This is a genomic window from Streptomyces sp. NPDC016459 (genome assembly GCF_040632845.1).
Classification (GTDB): domain Bacteria; phylum Actinomycetota; class Actinomycetes; order Streptomycetales; family Streptomycetaceae; genus Streptomyces.
Genome location: NZ_JBEYCR010000001.1, coordinates 83,686 through 100,611 on the forward strand (window position 1 = coordinate 83,686; position 16,926 = coordinate 100,611).

A 16,926-nucleotide genomic window follows, 5' to 3' on the forward strand; every position below is an offset into this window, starting at 1 on the left:
AGACCTTCGACGGTCCGGAACGGATCACCGACGCCCATCGGCCGGTGGAGTCCCGCACGCACCTCGGGAAGACCGTGCCGCGTGCGGGGTCCTGACGCCGGGAGGGGAGGCCTCAGCGCCTCGGCAGTCCCAGCGGGTTGCCGTCGCGGAGTTCCGGCGGGAGCAGCGGGTCGGGGGTCGACTGGTAGGTGACCGGGCGGAGCCAGCGCTCGATCGCGGTCGCGCCGACCGAGGTGGAGGTGGAGGTGGTGGCCGGGTAGGGGCCGCCGTGGTGCTGGGCCTGGGCGACGGCGACGCCGGTGGGCCAGCCGTTGACGAGGACGCGGCCGGCGAGCGGGGTCAGTTCGGCGAGGAGCGAGGCGGCGTCGGCGTCCTCGGCGGCCTCCGTGGCGATGTGGAGGGTGGCGGTGAGGTTGCCGGGCAGCCGGGAGAGGACCTCGGTGATCTCCGTGCGGGAGGCGTAGCGGGCGACGACCGTGACCGGGCCGAAGCACTCCTCCAGGAGCAGGTCGTGCCGGTCGTCCTCGGTGAGCAGCGCGGCGTCGACGGCGAGGACTCCGGCGCTGACCGTGTGCGCCTCGCCCGCGCCGGGGGCGACCGGGGTGCGTACTCCGGTGAGCGCGGCGCGCTCGGTGACGCCGGCGACGAAGGCGTCCCGCATCCGCCGGTCGAGCATGACGCCCGGTCCGGCCGCGGAGACCCCCGCGGCGAGGGCGTCGAGGAAGCGGTCGCCCGCCTCACCCGTGGGGGCCAGGACGAAGCCGGGCTTGGTGCAGAACTGGCCCGCGCCCAGGGTCATGGATCCGGCGAGGCCGGTGCCGATCTCCTCGGCGCGCTCCTCGGTCGCCGCGGTGGTGAGCACGACCGGGTTGAGGGAGCCGAGTTCGCCGTGGAAGGGGATGGGGACGGGACGGGCGGCGGCCGCGTCGAAGAGGGCCCGGCCGCCGCGTACCGAGCCGGTGAAGCCGGCCGCGGCGACGAGCGGGTGGCGGACGAGTGCCACGCCCGCGTCGAAGCCGTGGACGAGGACGACGACGTCCTCGGGGAGGCCGGCCTTGGCGGCGGCGCCGCGCAGCAGGGAGGCGCAGAGTTCGGAGGTGGCCGGGTGGTCGGGGTGGGCCTTGACCACCACGGGGCAGCCGGCCGCGAGGGCGCTCGCGGTGTCGCCGCCGGGGACGGAGAAGGCGAGCGGGAAGTTGCTGGCGGCGTAGACGGCGACGACACCGAGCGGGATCTTCCAGCGGCGCATGTCGGGCCGGGGCGGGGTGGCGTCGGGGTCGGGGGCGTCGATCCGGATGTCGAGGAAGGAGCCCTCGTCGACGACGTCGGCGAAGGCGCGCAACTGGGCGGTGGTACGCGCGAGTTCGCCGGTGAGGCGGACCGGCCCGAGGGCGGTCTCGGCGTCGGCCGTCTCGACGATCCGCTCGCGCGCCCCGTCGAGGACGTCGGCCGCGGTACGGAGGAAGGAGGCTCGTACGGTCCGGTCGGCGAGGCTCTCGCGGACGTCGTGGGCGGCCCGTACGGACCGGTCGACGTCCTCCGCCGCGGCCTCCACCGCGACCTGTTCGCGCGGCTTCCCCGTCCGGGGGTCCACACTCCACACTGGTTCTGCCGACACCGCCACGCCCCTGTTCGCTATTCTGAACACAGTTCCCGTAGATGAACGTTCTCTACGGGACTCTAGGGACGGCCGGGCCGTCTCCACAAGGGGCCCCGCTCAGCCAGGTGGCCAGCGGACGACCGGACGACGGAAAAGGGGCGAGGGGTCATGACGACTGCCGACGTGGGCGGAGCGCAGGTGAAGTCCGCGGTGCGGACCGTGGAGCTGCTCGAGTACTTCGCCGGACGCCCGGGGATGCACTCGCTGGCCGCCGTCCAGGAGGCCGTCGGCTACCCCAAGTCCAGCCTCTACATGCTGCTGCGCACCCTGGTCGAGCTGGGCTGGGTGGAGACGGACGCGACCGGCACGCGGTACGGCATCGGGGTGCGGGCGCTGCTCGTCGGCACCTCGTACATCGACGGCGACGAGGTGGTGGCCGCCTCCCGGCCCACCCTCGACCGGCTCTCCGACGACACCACCGAGACCATCCACCTGGCGCGGCTCGACGGCACCAACGTCGTCTATCTGGCGACCCGCCAGTCCCAGCACTACCTGCGCCCGTTCACCCGCGTCGGGCGCCGGCTGCCCGCGCACTCGACCTCGCTCGGCAAGGCGCTGCTCGCCACCCACACCGACGAGCAGGTGCGCAAGCTGCTCCCGGAGACCCTCCCGGCGCTGACCGAGCACACGATCACCGACCGCGAGCAGCTCATCGAGGAACTGCACGTCATCCGCGAGCAGGGCTTCTCGGTGGACCGCGAGGAGAACACCCTCGGGCTGCGCTGCTTCGGCATCGCGATCCCCTACCGGACGCCGGCGCGGGACGCGATCAGCTGCTCGGTGCCGGTGGCGCGGCTCACCCCGGCTCACGAGCAGATGATCAAGGACGCTCTCTTCGACGCGCGGGACCGGCTGACGCTGGCGACCCGGCGCCTGTGAGCCACGTCGTCACGCGCGGTCGGCGAGTGCCTTCTGCCAGACCGGACTGTCCACGTAGTGGTTGTCGTACTGCTCCGAGGAGGCCTTGATCTCCTCGAAGCTCGCCTCGCCCCGCATGACCCGGCCCAGCAGGCGCAGGTAGTCGAAGCGGGCCATGCCGGGCGTGAAGACGAACAGCACGTCGGCCTCGGCGCCGGGCGCCGCCGCGAAGGCGTGCGGGGTGTGGGGCGGTACGAGGAGGAAGTCGCCCTGCTCCAGGACGGACAGCTCGTCGCCCACCAGGACCTGGAGCGAGCCGCCGAGGACGAAGAACATCTCCGAGGCCCTGGTGTGGAAGTGCGCCGGGGCGCCGACCGCTCCCCTCGCGAAGGAGGAGCGGTAGCTGGTGAGCTGTCCGCCGGTGCTGTCGGAGTCGGCGAGCAGGGTCATCACGCTGCTGGGGTCGGCGGTGGTCTCGGCGTCGGCGGCACGGGTCAGGAGCGGGGCGAAGGTCGCGTTCTCGTTCATGATCACTACTCTAGGGCCCTATTGACCCGCGTCGATGGGTCAATTGATCTTCGAGATCATGGGTCAATTCTGGGGTGGCCGGACGCTCGGAGCCCCCCGGGACGAGGCCGTCTCCCCCGTGCGGCGGAGGCGGTTCACCGCTCGGCACGAGGTGCCGCGGGGGCGGGCGCGGGAGCGTGGGGCCCATGACAGAGACCGCTCCCCCGCCCCGCACCGACCTGCCGCCCCCGCCCCACCGCCCGACCGCCGTCCGCCGGGCGCTGCGCGTGGTCGCGATCCTCGCCTGCGTCCCGTACGTCTCGCTCAAGGTCGCCTGGGTGGCGGGCAGCGAGATCGGCATCCCGCCCGGGAGCGTGCTCCTGGAGCACCGGCTGACGCTGGTGATCGCCAACTCGGTGACGGTGGTCGCCGACGCCCTCGTCGTGGTCCTCGCCCTGCTGCTCACCCAGACCTGGGGGCGGCGGTTCCCCGGCCGGCTGCTCGCCCTCCCCATGTGGGCGGCGACCGGACTGCTCGCCCCGATCATGACCGGTTACCCGGCCCAGCTCGCGGTCGCCGCCCTCAACGGCGACGAACAGGGCGCCGCGCCCCGCGAACCCTTCCTCGACCCGTGGGTCTTCGGCGTGGTCTACGGCGGTTTCATCCTCCAGGGCCTCGCCCTCGGCGCCCTCTTCCTCCTGTACGCCCGGGATCGCTGGGGTCACCTCTGGAGCGGCCGTCTCGGCGGGCTGTCCTCCCGTACGTCCGGGCCGGGGGTGCGGGCCGTCGCCGTGGCCGGTTCGGTGATCGGGCTCGGGTCCGCCGCGCTCCACCTGCTGTGGGCGACCGGGGCGACCACCGGTCTGTCCGCCCGGCGGATCGCCGAACGCGACGCCGACTTCCACGTCCTGGAGGCCCAGGGGTTCGTCTTCCCCGCCGTCGCCGTCGTCTTCACGCTCCTCCTGGTCCTGCGCCGGCCCGCCCGGCTCCGGGTCCGCACCGCGCTCGCCCCGGCCTGGACGGCGTCGGCCGCCGTGGGCTGCTGGGGCGCCTACATGTCGCTCGTGGCCCTGCTCCCGGAGACCGATCCCACCAAGCACGTCCCCGGACTCGTACAGCTGTCCTACGCTGGCGACATGATCACCGGGTTCCTCCTCGCCGCGTGCGTGGCCGTCTTCCTGCGGCGCCGGAGCGCCGGGGCGTGAGGCGGTGCGCGGTCGCCCTCCTCGGGCAGCGGGCCAGGCGGCGCTGGCTCCATCTGATCGTGGGCGGCGCGCTGTTCATGCCGTTCTGGATGGTCGGCACCCTCGTCATGGGGCCCTGGCTCGACGAGGGCGGCATGTTCTCCGGGGGGCTCAGGGTGCAGTTCGGCGCGTACGCGGTGGGCCTGCCGCTCGTCGCGGTCAGCGCGCTCTTCCCGCTGGCCCGGCCGATGTCGGTGGCGGCGGCGCGGGCGCTGTGCGGGGTGCCGCCCGACCGGTTCGCGGACGGTCCCGCCCAGGGCGCGGCGGCGCGGGCGCGGGCGGCGGGCTGGCTGACCCTGCACCTGGGCGCCGGAGCGCTGATCAGCGGGGCGACCCTGGCCCTGCCGCCGTTCGCGGTGTCGGTGATGGCGCTGCCGTTCTCGCCGGGGCTCCGGCGGTCGGAGCTCGGCCGTCTCTGGGGCCTCGACCGGCCGTGGTGGGACTGGGCGGCGCTGCCGGCGGGGTTCCTCATGCTGCTCGCGCTCGTCGCGGCGGCCGCCGCGACCGGAGCCCTGCTCGCCCGGCAGGCGCCCCGGCTGCTGGGGCCGAGTCCGGCGGACCGGCTCGCGGCGGCCGAGCGGCGGGCGGCGGAGGCGGAGTCCCGCAACCGGCTCGCCCGTGAGCTGCACGACTCCGTCGGTCACGCGCTGAGCGCCGTCACCCTCCAGGCGGGTGCGGCCCGCCGGGTCCTCGGCGCCGGCGAGGGGGCGGACCTGGAGTTCGTCCGGGAGGCGCTCACCGCGATCGAGGAGACCACCCGGCGTACGGTCGGCGAGCTGGACCGGGCCCTCGGGCTGCTGCGCCGGGGCGAGGAGGTCGAGGAGGGCGTGGGCCCGGGGCTCGACGCCCTGGAGGCACTGGTGCGGGGCGCGGGGCCGGAGGTGGCGCTGACGGTGTCCGGCGACCTCGCCCCCGTACCGGAGCCGCTGTCGCGGGAGGCGTACCGGATCGTCCAGGAAGGCCTGACGAACGCGGCCCGGCACGCGGGCGGATCGCCTGTCACCGTACGGCTCGACGCCCGAACCGAGAAGGTGGAGATCACCATGGAGAACCCCCTGCCCGAGCGGCCCCCGGTCGCCCGGCCGAACGGCGGGCGCGGACTGCGCGGCGTGGCCGAACGGGCCCGGCTGCTCGGCGGCACCGCCGAGGCCGGCCCGGTGGACGGCGTCTGGCGCCTCGCGGTCAGGATCCCCCGATGAGCGCGCCCGGGTCCGGGGCGCCGGTGATCCGGGTGGTCGTCGCCGACGACGAGCGGATGGTCAGGACGGCCCTGCGGGTCATCCTGGACGCGGAGCCCGACCTCCAGGTCGTCGGCGAGGCGTCCACCGGGGCCGAGGCGGTGTCGGTGGTGCGGGCCGAGCGGCCGGACGTCGTCCTGATGGACGTGCGGATGCCGGAGATCGACGGGATCCGGGCCACCGAGCAGATCCTCGCGGGGATGGCGCAGCCGCCGCGGATCGTGGTGGTGACCACCTTCGAGAACGACTCGTACGTGTACGACGCGCTGCGCGTCGGCGCGGCCGGCTTCCTCCTGAAGCGGGCTGCCGCGGAGGAGCTGGTCGGCGCGGTCCGGCTGGTCGCGCGGAGCGACTCGCTGCTCTACCCGGCGGCGGTACGGGGTCTGGCCGCCGAGCACGCCCGCCACCGGGCGCCGGTGGCGCCGCCCTGGGTGGGGCGCCTGACCGAACGGGAGACGGAGGTGCTGCGGCTGGTGGCGACGGGCCTGACGAACGCGGAGATCGCGGCCCGGATCGGGATCGGCGCGGCGACGGTGAAGACGCATGTGGCGGCGGTCCTGGCGAAGTCGGGCGCTCGCGACCGTACGCAGGCGGTGATCCTGGCGTACGAGTCGGGTTTCGTACGGGCGGGGTGAGGACTCCGTAGGTCCGGCCCGCATGGTCCGCAGGGGCCGCGTGCCCGCATCCACTTGTGTGCGCAGGTACGACGAGATGAAGGTTCGCTGAGAAACGGGCCACATCCGGAACGCCCCCTACCAGCCCGTTCGTCACCACAAGTGCGATGAACAAGACGATCAGGAACACGTCGGTCTTCGTGCTGCTCCTGGTGCTCGCCCTCCTGGGCCGGGCCACCTGGGTGCAGGCGTACGAAGGCAAGGCGCTCGCGGACGACTCGAAGAACCGGCGGAAGACCATCGCGCAGTACGCGCAGCCGCTCGGCGACATCGTCGTGGCCGGCTCGCCGGTCACCGGCTCGAAGAAGACGGAGGGAGACGATCTCGCGTACAAACGCACCTACACGGACGGCGAGCTGTACGCGGCGGTCACCGGCTACAGCTCGCAGGCGTACGGCGCCACGCAGCTCGAGGGCATCTACGGCGACGTCCTCGACGGCACCGACGACCGGCTGAAGAACCCGCTCGACGCCCTCACCCGCAAGCAGCAGGAGCCGGGCACGGTCATCACCACGATCGACCCGGAGGTCCAGAAGGCCGCCTACCGGGCGCTCGGGAACAAGAAGGGCGCAGCCGTGGCCGTCGACCCCGCGACCGGCCGGATCCTCGGCCTGGTCTCGACCCCTTCGTACGATCCGTCGAGGATCGCCGGGACGACGGACGGCGACGCCTGGAGGGCGCGGACCACCGACGAGGACAAGCCGATGGTCAACCGGGCCCTGCGCCAGCCGCTGCCGCCCGGCTCCACCTTCAAGCTGGTCGTCGCGGCGGCGGCGCTGGAGGACGGTCTCTTCGGCTCGGTGGACACGGCGACGAAGAGCCCCGACCCGTACACCCTGCCGAACACCCGGACCGTGCTGAGGAACGAGAACGCCTCCGCGCCCTGCGAGAACGCCACGATCCGCACCGCGCTCCGGTACTCCTGCAACAACGTCTTCGCCAAGATGGCCGCCGACCTGGGGCAGGACAAGGTGAAGGCGATGGCGGAGAGGTTCGGCTTCAACGAGGACGAGCTGGACGTGCCGGTCCGGGCGTACGCCAGCGTGTACCCGTCCGGAATGGACAGGGCTCAGACGGCGCTCACCGGCATCGGGCAGTTCGACATGACCGCCACCCCGCTCCAGATGGCCATGGTGTCGGCGGCGATCGCCAACGACGGTCTCCTCGCGGCCCCGCACATGGTGTCCGAGGTCGTCGACTCCGACGGTGACGCGCTGGTCTCGGTCAAGGACGGGGACACCGAGCGGATCGTCTCCTCCGCGACGGCCGGGCAGCTGCGGAGCGCCATGCGGACCGTCGTCGACGAGGGAACCGGCACCAACGCGGCGATCGCGGGGGTCGAGGTCGGCGGCAAGACGGGCACGGCGCAGCACGGCGAGAACAACAGCAAGACGCCGTACGCCTGGTTCACGTCCTACGCGAAGGCCCCCTCCAACGGGAAGCCCGGGAAGCAGGTCGCCGTCGCGGTGATGATCGAGGACTCGGGCGCGGCCCGCTCCGAGGTCAGCGGCAACGGTCTGGCGGCGCCGGTGGCGCAGAAGATGATGGCGGCGGCGCTGAGGTGAGCTGAGCAGGGGCGGGGCGGGGGCGGGGGCGGGCGGGGCCCGATTGGCCGTCGGGTCCCGTCACACGGTATGCAGGGTCACGCTCGTTTCCGAGCACACATTCGAAGCACACATTCGAACCCTCGATCCTGCTCTCACCTCGCGGAGGACCGCCGTGCGCCTGCCCCGTTCCCTCTCCGGCTGGACCATGGCGGTCTTCGGCGTGCTGGCCGCCGCGCTGGGGGTGGTGGGCCTGGTCGCACCGGACGCCCTGCTCACGGTGATGGGCTTCGAGCCCGTGCCCGAAGGCGGCCGCGCGGACGGCGACCACACCCTCGTCTTCGTCACGGCGTCCTCGATGGCCGCGCTCAACATGGGCGTCTACTACGTCCTGGCCGCCCTCGCCGACTGGAAGCCCTTCTTCCGCTGGACGGTCCCCTTCCGGCTCCTCACCTGCGCGGTCTTCACCCTCGCGGTCGTCACGGGCCGCGCCCCGGCCGGCTTCCTGGGCGTGGGCCTGTGGGAGGGCCTGGGCGCGGTGGCGACGGGGGCGGCGCTGCGGTACGAGAAGCGGGGAGTGCGGGACACCCCCTGAGGAACCCCGAGGGAACCGGACGAGTAGCTGGGAAACCGGGCGAGTCCCTGGGGAACCGGACGATTCCCTAGGGAAGATGACCGATCCGCCGGGGCCTCCTCAGAGGCCAGCGTGAGGTCATGCGCTGGTATCTGACAGGTGTCGTCGTGTCCGGATTCGGTACGACGGCGATGTGGCTGGTCTCCGGGATCTGGGTGAAGTCTCTGACGGGGTCCGACAGTCTGGCGGCGTTGACCGCCTTCGCCCTGTGGGCGCCCGTGCTCCTCGGGCCGCTGCTCGGCACGCTCGCGGACCGGGTGCGGCGGCGGCCGCTCCTGGTCGTCCTGGACGGGGCGATGGCGGCCCTGCTGCCGCTGCTGCTGTGGGTGGACTCGGCGGACCGCGTGTGGCTGCTGTTCGCGGTGCTCGTGCTGTACGGGACGCAGGGCGCCGTCCATGAGGCGGCGGAACAGGCCCTGGTCGCGTCCGTCCTCGACGAGAAGCGGCTCGGCACGTTCAACGGGCTGCGGATGACCGCGAACGAGTCGATGAAGCTGATCGCCCCGCTCGTGGCCGCGGGGCTCTTCGCCCGGTACGGGGGCGGGCCCGTCGCCGTCCTCGACGCGGTGAGCTTCGCGCTCGCGGCGGCCGTGTTCGCGCTGATGCCGGTACGGGAGGCCCGCCAGGACCGCTCGGGGTCCCGGCACTGGCGGCGGGAGACCGTCGAGGGCGTACGGCTGCTGCGGGGGTCGCCGGTGCTGCGGCCGCTGGTGGCGACGGGGGCGTTCACGATGCTGCTCGCCGGGGTGAACGGGGCCGCGGTCTACGCCGTCGTGGACCGGGGACTCGGTCACTCCCCCGCGTACGCCGGTGTGCTCTACGCCGTCCAGGGCGCCGGCTCGGTCCTCGCGGGCCTGGTCACCGGCCCGCTGCTGCGCCGGATGCCGGAGCGCGCGCTCGCCGCCGCCGGTCTCGCGCTGTTCGCGGTGGCGGTGGGCGTACGGGCGCTGCCGTACGAGGCGACGGCCCTGGCGGCCAGCGCGGTGATCGGCCTGGGGCTGCCGTGGGTGCTGGTCGCGGTGATCACGGCCGTGCAGCGGGAGGCCCCGGCGGACGCGGCGGGCCGGGTGGCGGCCACCGCGAACACCCTGGTCTTCGTCCCGAACGCACTGGCCCTCGCGCTCGGCGCCGGCCTGGTCGCCCTGGTCGACATCCGGGTCCTGCTGCCGCTGCTCGCGGTGGCCGGCGCGGGATGGGCGGCGGGACTGACGGTACGGGGGCGGCCGGGGCGGGCGCGGTCCCCACGGGCCCGGCCGGAGCCGCTCCGGGGCTCCCGCTGACGGAGGCGGTCCCCACCCTCCCGCACCGCTCGCGGTGCGGGAGGGTCGGCGGGCGGCGAGCATGGAAGGAGGCGCGCGCGGCGGGAGGAGGGCAGTGTGACGGCCGGTTCCTTCCCGGGGGCAGCGGGGCGGGTGGGTGTGCCCCTGGACGGCAGGGGTCTCCTCGACGTGATCGGGGTCGCCGCCATCGTGGTCGACGCGCGGGGCCGGATCGTGCTGTGGAGCCCGCAGGCGGAGGCCCTCTTCGGGTTCAGCGCCGACGAGGCACTCGGCCGGTACGTGGCACGGCTGATCGTCGGCGAGGAGCACCGGGAGGAGGCGATGCGCCTCTTCGGCGAGGTGCTGCGCGCGGGCACGTCCTGGGCCGGCACCTTCCCCGTACGGCACAAGGACGGCAGTGTCCGGCGCGTGGAGTTCCGCAACATGCGGCTCACCGACGACCTGGGCGGTCTGTACGCGCTCGGGATCGCCGCCGACCACGCGGCCGTCGAGCGGGTCGAGACCGAGCTCGCCCTCTCCGACCGGCTCGTCTCCCAGTCCCCGATCGGCCTGGCCGTCCTGGACACCGACCTGCGCTACGTCCTGGTCAACCCGATGCTGGAACGGATCAACGGCATCCCGGCGGCGGAGCACATCGGGCGGCGGATGGGCGAGATGCTGCCCCTGGTCGACGCGCCGGCCCTGGAGTCGGCGCTGCGCACCGTCCTGGCCACGGGAACGCCGCTGCTCGACCGGCCCGTCGTCGGGCGTACCCCCGCGGACCCGGACCGCGACCACGCCTGGTCGGTGTCCTTCTACCGGCTCGAAGGGGCCGAGGACCGGGTCCTCGGGGTCGCGGTCTCCGTGATCGACGTGACCGAGCGGCACCGGGCGGACGCGGTGGCGGACCGGTCCCGGCGGCGGCTCGCGCTCATCGCGGACGCCTCGGCCCGGGTGGGCACCACCCTGGAGGTGGAGCGGACCGCCGACGAGCTCGCCTCCGTGGTGGTGCCGGAGCTGGCGGACATCGCCGCCGTCGACGTCCTCGACTCCGTCCTGACGCTGCGCAGGCCCGGCGCGCCCGAGCACGGGCCCGAGCTGTTCCGGGCGCTGGCGGTGAAGGCGGGGGCCCCGACGGAGGCGCTGCCGGCGGCGGACCCGCCGGGGGCGGTCGCGATGTACGGGGCGGACCGGCTGGTCACCCGGTGCGTGCACACCGGCAAGCCGGTCCTGGTGGAGCACGTCGGCCCCGGCGACCTGTCCCGGATCGCGCGGAGCCCCGAGGCGGCGGAGCAGCTCGCCCGGGCCGGGGTGCACTCGTATCTGGCGGTGCCGCTGATCGCGCGCGGCGAGGTGCTCGGGGCGCTCGACCTCAAGCGGGACCGCAACGTGCTGCCCTTCGACGGTGACGACGTGCTGCTGGCGACGGAGCTCGCGGCGCGGGCGGCGGTCAGCATCGACAACGCGCGCTGGTACCAGAGCGTGCGGAACTCGGCGGTGACGCTCCAGCGCAGTCTGCTGCCCGGCACGCCGCCGGAGCGGGCGGGGCTCGAGGTCGCGGCCCGCTACCAGCCGGCGCAGGCGTCGAGCGAGGTCGGCGGCGACTGGTACGACGTGATCCCGCTGCCCGACGGCAAGACGGCCCTGGTCGTGGGGGACGTCATGGGCAGCGGCATCGACGCGGCGGCGACGATGGGGCGGCTGCGGACCGCGACCTGCGCCTTCGCGGACCTCGATCTCGCGCCCGCCCAGGTGCTGCGGCATCTGGACCGGATCACGGCGGGCCTCGAGCACTACATCGCGACGTGTCTGTTCGCCGTGCACGACCCGGCCCGCGGCCGGTGCCGGATCTCGAACGCGGGCCATCTGCCGCCGGTGCGGGTCCCCGTGGACGGACCGGCCGAGCTGGTGGGCGTGCCGCCGGGGCTGCCGCTCGGGGTGGGCGGTGCCACGTTCCGTACGACCCGGGTGCCCTTCCGGCCCGGAGACGTGCTCGTGCTGTACACGGACGGTCTCGTCGAGACCCGCGACGAGGCCATCGACGACCGGCTCGCGCTGCTCGTGGGCCTCCTCGACGAGGCGCGCGGGCCCCTTGAGGAGACCTGCGACCTGCTGCTGCGGGCGCTGCGGCGGCCGGGCGCCGCGGACGACGTGGCGCTGCTCATCGCACGGAGCACGGGATGACGGCCCGCGACCGGCGCGACGGCACAGGCACCGGCGCCCACCGGGCCGTGGGACGCGACCGGCGGCGGACGCGGGAGGGCAGGACCGGGCTCCGGAGTGTCGCCGGGCAGGTGTTCGTCCTGGAGGCGCTGATCGCGCTCCTGGTGATCGCGGCGGCCGTGTTCGTGACCCTGCACCAGGCGCGGAGCGACACCGAGCACGACGCCCGGATCCGTTCGCTCGCGGTCGCGGAGGCCTTCGCGAAGTCACCCGGCGTCGACGACGCACTGGCCTCGCGCGATCCGACGGCGGAGCTCCAGGACCGGGCGGAGGCCACCCGGCGGGCGACGGGGGTGGACTTCATCGCGGTCCTGAGCCCGACCGGGGTGCGGTACACCGACTCGCAGCCGGAGCTGATCGGCCGCAGGGCGACCGGTGACCTCACGCGCGCGACGGTGGACGGCGAGTCCTTCACCGAGATGTTCCGGGGCGCCCCCAACGACGCCGTGCGGGCCGTGGTCCCCGTGGTGGACGAGCGGGGCCGGATCGTCGGCATGGTCACAAGCGGCGTCGAGCTGGAGAGCGTCGCCGACGCGGTGGAGGGGCGGCTGCCGCTGCTCGCGGGCGCGGCGGGAGGCGCGCTGGTGGCCGCCGTCGGCGGGGCCGCCCTGGTGAGCCGACGGCTGCGGCGGCAGACGCACGGCCTCGGACCCGCCGAGATGACCCGGATGAAGGAGCACCACGAGGCGGTCCTGCACGCGGTGCGCGAAGGGGTCCTGATCGTGGGCGGAGACCGTCGGCTGCTGCTGGCCAACGACGAGGCGCGCCGGCTGCTCGGTCTGACGGCGGACGCGGAGCGGCTGCACGTGTCGGAGCTCGGGCTCGACCCGAGGACGGTCGAGCTCCTGGAGTCGGGGCGGTCGGCGACGGACGAGGTGCACCGGGCGGGCGACCGGCTGCTCGCGGTGAGCGTGCGGCCCACGATCCCGGACGGGCACGAGTCCGGCTGTGTGATGACGATGCGGGACACCACCGAGCTGGCCGCGCTCACCGGCCGTGCGGCCGTGGCCCGTGGCCGACTCCAGCTGCTGTACGAGGCGGGGGTGCGGATCGGGACGACGCTGGAGGTCGTACGGACGGCGGAGGAGCTGGCGGAGGTGGCGGTGCCGCGGTTCGCGGACTTCGCGACAGTGGAGCTGCTGGAACCGGTGCTGCGCGGCGAGGAGCCCCCGGGGTCCGCGGCGGCGACGACGGAGATGCGGCGGACGGCGCTGAGCGGGCTGCGTCCCGACCAGCCGCTCCAGCCGGTCGGGGACGTCGTGCGGTTCGACGTCCCCAGCACCCCGATGGCGAGGGCGCTCGACGCGGGGCACGCGGTGGTGGAGGCGGAGCTGGCGGCGGCGGAGGGCTGGCGGGCGCAGGACCCGGAAGGGGCGGCGCGGGCCCTCGCCTTCGGGATGCACTCGCTGCTCACGGTGCCGCTCCGGGCGCGCGGGGTGGTCCTGGGGATGGCCAACTTCTGGCGTGCGGACACCCCGGAGCCGTTCGGGGAGGAGGACCTGTCGTTCGCGGAGGAGCTGGCGGCGCGGGCGGCGGTCGCGATCGACAACGCGCGCCGGTTCACCCGGGAGCACACGATGGCGGTGACGCTCCAGCGGAGCCTGTTGCCGCGGGTGCTGCCCGATCAGAGCGCGGTGGACGTGGCGTACCGCTATCTCCCGGCGAAGGCGGGCGTCGGCGGTGACTGGTTCGACGTGATCCCGCTGCCGGGGGCGCGGGTGGCGCTGGTGGTGGGGGACGTGGTGGGGCACGGTCTGCACGCGGCGGCGACCATGGGCCGGCTGCGGACGGCGGTGCACAACTTCTCGACGCTCGACGTACCGCCGGACGAGCTGCTCGGGCATCTCGACGAGCTGACGGCCCGGATCGACGACCGGTCGGAGGGGCCGGAGGGCGAGGGGCGGCGGCGGGAGGAGGGCATCACCGGCGCGACCTGCCTGTACGCGATCTACGATCCGGCGTCCGGGCTGTGCACGGTGGCGAGCGCGGGCCATCCGGGGCCGGCCCTCGTGGGTCCCGACGGGCGGGTCGAGTTCCCCGAGCTCGCGCCGGGGCTGCCGCTGGGGCTCGGCCTGGGGGACGTGCCGTTCGAGACGACGGAGCTGCGGCTGACGGAGGGGAGCAAGCTGGTCCTCTACACGGACGGGCTCCTGGAGGACCGGGGCCGGGACCTGGACACGGGGCTCGGCCTTCTGCGGTCCACGCTGGCCCGTGCGGACCGGACCCCGGAGCAGATCTGCGCGGATGTCCTCGCGACGCTGCTCTCGCCCTCGCCGCGCGACGACATCGCGCTGCTGGTGGCCCGGACGCGGCTCCTCGACCGGGACCGGATCGCCGAGTGGGAGGTGGCACGGGACCCGTCGGCGGTGTCGCCCGTACGGAACGCGGCGGCGGCGAAGCTGGCGGAGTGGGGGCTGGACGAGCTGGCGTTCACGGCGGAGCTGATCCTCAGCGAGCTGATCACGAACGCGGTGCGGTACGGGGCCGATCCGGTCCGGGTCCGGCTGCTCCACGACCGGACGCTGATCTGCGAGGTGTCGGACGCCAGCAGCACCTCCCCGCATCTGCGGCACGCGGCGACGACGGACGAGGGCGGGCGCGGGCTCTATCTGGTGGCGCAGTACGCGGAGAGCTGGGGCACCCGGTACGCCCGGCGCGGCAAGACGATCTGGGCGGAGCTGCGGCCGGGCGCTGCCGGTGAGCCGGCGCCGCCGGCGCTGCCGGACATGGACGCGCTGGAGGACCTGGCCTGGTGAGGGGGAGCTCCGCCGCCCCCGGAACGGCGGGCGCCGGGGCCCGCGGGCCCCGACGGATGCGGCCGACAGGCCTAGGCGAGTTTCCGCAGGGCCGTGCGGACGGCGGTCAGGTCCTCGTCCGAGGCGAGGCCGGCGTGGTAGAGCCGCAGTTCGGTCGCGCCCGCTTCGCGGGCCCGTTCGGCGTCGTCGGTCAGCCGGTCGGGGGCGCCGCCCATGCCGGCGACGACGGAGAGGTTCGCGGCGAGGACGGTGTCGGGGCGGGTGTGGGCGGCGAAGTCCGCGACCCGGGGCGGGCGGGCGATCACCCCGTCCGCGAGGCCCAGGACGTGTGCCGGGTCCGTGCCGGCGTCGGCGCCGCAGCGGTACGGGTCCGGGTCGGCGTGCAGCAGGACCCGGAAGCCGGGCGGCGCCGCGGCCCGTACGGCGGCGACGGCGGCCTCCTGGAGGGTTCGGGCGGTCCCGGCGCGCCAGGCGAGGGCGGGGGCCTCCCCTGCGCCGAGTCCGCCCGCGGGTCCCGTTCCCGCCCATACCGGCTCCAGGGCGCGGCGCACGGCGGCGGCCAGGTCGTCGGGGTCGGCACCCCCGTCCCCGTACCCCTCGCGGCAGGAGGCGCAGAAGCAGAGCGACATCAGGTACTGCTCCCGCTCCCCCAGGGCGACGCCGCCGGTCTTGTCGTGGGCGTGCAGGTGGGCGAGGCCGTACCAGCCGCAGGACTCCAGCTCGGTGCCGGCCGCGCCGGGGCGCACGGCGGCCTCGGCGGCCAGGTCGACGAGCAGGTCGCGGACCTCGGGGCGGGCGATGCAGGGGGCCCAGGGGTAGCGGTCGCCGTAGGCGTTGACGACGGAGGTCTCCGGGTGTTCGGCGCCGAGGCGGGAGTTGTGGGCGAGGACGACCCAGCTGTGCACCTCGAGACCGGTGGCGGCGAGGGCGTCGGCGGCCCGCCCGAACGAGTCGCCGGGTGCCCACTCCCCGGCCGGGTGGGGGCGGAGCGGGCGGTCCGCCCAGCGGTCCGGGTCGGGTGGATAGAGCACGGCGGCGTGTTCGGCGGTGACGATCCGGTGGGCGGGGTGGCGGGGGGTCAGGGCCCGGGTGGAGTGGTAGGCGGCGGCGAGCGTGACCTGCGCGAGGCCGAGCCCGGCGAGGAGCGCGGGCGCGGCGGGGTCGCCGTCGACGTCCCAGGGGTAGACGAAGGTTCCCGTCCTCATGCGCCGGCCTCCTTGAGGAGGGCGCGGCCGTGCTCGACGAGCTGGACGAGGGCGTCGATGTGCTCGGGGGCGGGTTCGCTCAGCGGCGGCCGTACCTCGCCGACGTCCAGGCCTCCCCTGCGTACCGCCGCCTTGACGAGCGAGACGGCGTATCCCCTTCCCTGGGCGCGGAGTTCGACGAGGGGCCGGTAGAAGCCGTCGACGAGGAGGTTCACGGTGGTGTCGTCGCCGGTGGTGAGGGCGCGGTGGAAGGCGAGGGCGAGGTCGGGGGCGAAGCAGAAGACGGCGGAGGAGTAGAGGGTGACGCCGATGCCCCGGTAGGCGGCGCCGGTGAGTTCGGCGGTCGGCAGACCGTTGAAGTAGAGCAGGTCGAGGCCTTCGGCGCGGACGGCGCTGACGATCCGCTGCATGAGGTCGAGGTCGCCGAGGCCGTCCTTGAGGCCGATGACGCCGTCGGTGCGGGCGAGGGCGACGGCGGTGGCGGGGGTGAGGATCGCGTTGTCGCGCTGGTAGACGATGACGTCGAGCGAGGTGGCGGCGGCGAGTTCGGTGTAGTGACGGAGCAGTCCCGCCTGGTCGGCGACGACGAGGTACGGCGGCATGGCGAGGAGTCCGTCGGCGCCGGCCTCCTCGGCGAGCCGGGCGTACCGCACGGCGAGGGCGGTGCCGTAGCCGGCGCCGGCGACGACGGGGACGCGGCCGGCGGCCTCGTCGACGGCGGCGGCGACGCAGTCCCGGAACTCCTCGGGGGTGAGGGCGTGGAACTCGCCCGTGCCGCAGCAGGCGAAGACGGCCGCGGCGCCCGCGTCGATGCCTGCGCGCACGTGGGCGCGGAAGGTGTCGAGGTCGACGGAGCCGTCCGGCGCGAAGGCGGTGACGGGGAAGAACAGCAGGCCGTCGAGCCGGCCGGCGAGCGGGGCAGTGGTCACGGGCGCTCCCAGGGAAGTCCGTCGTGCAGGGCCATCGCGTGCACAGTTATGACTGTCATCCATATTCTTGAACACTGACGCTCCGCACGCTAGAACAGGGCGGAAGGGCCGGTCAAGAACAGAACCCGCCGTATCTCACACCCTTGACGCTCCCTCGGGCCGCTCCCTAGCGTGTCCACGGTTGTGAATGCCACC

13 protein-coding genes are annotated in these 16,926 nt (G+C 74.5%); 9 read left to right on the forward strand and 4 right to left on the reverse strand.

Annotated features, from left to right (window positions below; all coding sequences use genetic code 11):
* Positions 1–112: 112 nt before the first annotated feature.
* Positions 113–1,618, reverse strand: a complete 1,506-nt coding sequence (locus ABZ567_RS00415) for an aldehyde dehydrogenase (NADP(+)) (protein WP_360782655.1) — start codon at positions 1,616–1,618, stop codon at positions 113–115.
* Positions 1,619–1,768: 150 nt separating this feature from the next.
* On the opposite strand from ABZ567_RS00415, the gene ABZ567_RS00420 reads away from it, so the two are divergent.
* Positions 1,769–2,539, forward strand: a complete 771-nt coding sequence (locus ABZ567_RS00420; RefSeq protein ID WP_360782658.1) for an IclR family transcriptional regulator — start codon at positions 1,769–1,771, stop codon at positions 2,537–2,539.
* 9 nt (positions 2,540–2,548) lie between these two features.
* On the opposite strand, the gene ABZ567_RS00425 is transcribed toward ABZ567_RS00420, so the two are convergent.
* Positions 2,549–3,046 carry a cupin domain-containing protein gene (locus ABZ567_RS00425; protein WP_360782661.1) on the reverse strand — a complete coding sequence of 166 codons (498 nt, stop codon included), beginning with the start codon at positions 3,044–3,046 and terminating at the stop codon, positions 2,549–2,551.
* 185 nt (positions 3,047–3,231) lie between these two features.
* Here ABZ567_RS00425 and ABZ567_RS00430 point away from each other — a divergent pair, with 185 nt between their 5' ends.
* The 8 genes from ABZ567_RS00430 to ABZ567_RS00465 all read left to right on the forward strand — a co-directional run bounded on the left by ABZ567_RS00430 (position 3,232) and on the right by ABZ567_RS00465 (position 14,597).
* Positions 3,232–4,230, forward strand: a complete 999-nt coding sequence (locus ABZ567_RS00430) for a hypothetical protein (protein WP_360782664.1) — start codon at positions 3,232–3,234, stop codon at positions 4,228–4,230.
* Positions 4,227–5,468 (forward strand): histidine kinase, encoded by a 1,242-nt coding sequence (locus ABZ567_RS00435; protein WP_360782666.1) that lies wholly within the window; start codon positions 4,227–4,229, stop codon positions 5,466–5,468. Before ABZ567_RS00430 ends, ABZ567_RS00435 begins: the two co-directional genes overlap by 4 nt.
* Positions 5,465–6,142 carry a response regulator transcription factor gene (locus ABZ567_RS00440; RefSeq protein WP_360782669.1) on the forward strand — a complete coding sequence of 226 codons (678 nt, stop codon included), beginning with the start codon at positions 5,465–5,467 and terminating at the stop codon, positions 6,140–6,142. The genes ABZ567_RS00435 and ABZ567_RS00440 overlap by 4 nt, the downstream gene beginning before the upstream one ends.
* A gap of 146 nt (positions 6,143–6,288) precedes the next feature.
* Positions 6,289–7,746, forward strand: coding sequence for a penicillin-binding protein 2 (locus ABZ567_RS00445; protein WP_360782672.1), 1,458 nt, complete (start codon positions 6,289–6,291; stop codon positions 7,744–7,746).
* Between the two features lie 187 nt (positions 7,747–7,933).
* Positions 7,934–8,320 (forward strand): hypothetical protein, encoded by a 387-nt coding sequence (locus ABZ567_RS00450; RefSeq protein WP_360784965.1) that lies wholly within the window; start codon positions 7,934–7,936, stop codon positions 8,318–8,320.
* 119 nt (positions 8,321–8,439) lie between these two features.
* Positions 8,440–9,639: an MFS transporter gene (locus ABZ567_RS00455; protein WP_360782675.1), complete on the forward strand. Its 1,200-nt coding sequence runs from the start codon at positions 8,440–8,442 to the stop codon at positions 9,637–9,639.
* Between the two features lie 96 nt (positions 9,640–9,735).
* A complete protein-coding gene (locus tag ABZ567_RS00460; protein ID WP_360782678.1) occupies positions 9,736–11,802 on the forward strand; it encodes a SpoIIE family protein phosphatase in 2,067 nt (688 codons plus the stop codon).
* A complete protein-coding gene (locus ABZ567_RS00465; protein WP_360782680.1) occupies positions 11,799–14,597 on the forward strand; it encodes a SpoIIE family protein phosphatase in 2,799 nt (932 codons plus the stop codon). Before ABZ567_RS00460 ends, ABZ567_RS00465 begins: the two co-directional genes overlap by 4 nt.
* Before the next feature lie 71 nt (positions 14,598–14,668).
* Here ABZ567_RS00465 and ABZ567_RS00470 read toward each other — a convergent pair whose 3' ends face one another.
* The gene (locus tag ABZ567_RS00470) at positions 14,669–15,802 is read right to left on the reverse strand and encodes a hypothetical protein (RefSeq protein ID WP_360782683.1); all 1,134 of its coding nucleotides are present in this window, start codon (positions 15,800–15,802) and stop codon (positions 14,669–14,671) included.
* A complete protein-coding gene (locus tag ABZ567_RS00475) occupies positions 15,799–16,731 on the reverse strand; it encodes a 5-dehydro-4-deoxyglucarate dehydratase (RefSeq protein ID WP_360782686.1) in 933 nt (310 codons plus the stop codon). The genes ABZ567_RS00470 and ABZ567_RS00475 overlap by 4 nt, the downstream gene beginning before the upstream one ends.
* Positions 16,732–16,926 lie beyond the last annotated feature (195 nt).

Excerpts from the sequence above, each read along its gene's own strand:
- ABZ567_RS00420 (WP_360782658.1), top strand. The coding sequence starts at position 1,769 with ATGACGACTGCCGACGTGGGCGGAGCGCAGGTGAAGTCCGCGGTGCGG.
- ABZ567_RS00425 (WP_360782661.1), bottom strand. The coding sequence starts at position 3,046 with ATGAACGAGAACGCGACCTTCGCCCCGCTCCTGACCCGTGCCGCCGAC.
- ABZ567_RS00430 (WP_360782664.1), top strand. The coding sequence starts at position 3,232 with ATGACAGAGACCGCTCCCCCGCCCCGCACCGACCTGCCGCCCCCGCCC.
- ABZ567_RS00440 (WP_360782669.1), top strand. The coding sequence starts at position 5,465 with ATGAGCGCGCCCGGGTCCGGGGCGCCGGTGATCCGGGTGGTCGTCGCC.
- ABZ567_RS00445 (WP_360782672.1), top strand. The coding sequence starts at position 6,289 with ATGAACAAGACGATCAGGAACACGTCGGTCTTCGTGCTGCTCCTGGTG.
- ABZ567_RS00450 (WP_360784965.1), top strand. The coding sequence starts at position 7,934 with ATGGCGGTCTTCGGCGTGCTGGCCGCCGCGCTGGGGGTGGTGGGCCTG.
- ABZ567_RS00455 (WP_360782675.1), top strand. The coding sequence starts at position 8,440 with ATGCGCTGGTATCTGACAGGTGTCGTCGTGTCCGGATTCGGTACGACG.
- ABZ567_RS00465 (WP_360782680.1), top strand. The coding sequence starts at position 11,799 with ATGACGGCCCGCGACCGGCGCGACGGCACAGGCACCGGCGCCCACCGG.
- ABZ567_RS00470 (WP_360782683.1), bottom strand. The coding sequence starts at position 15,802 with ATGAGGACGGGAACCTTCGTCTACCCCTGGGACGTCGACGGCGACCCC.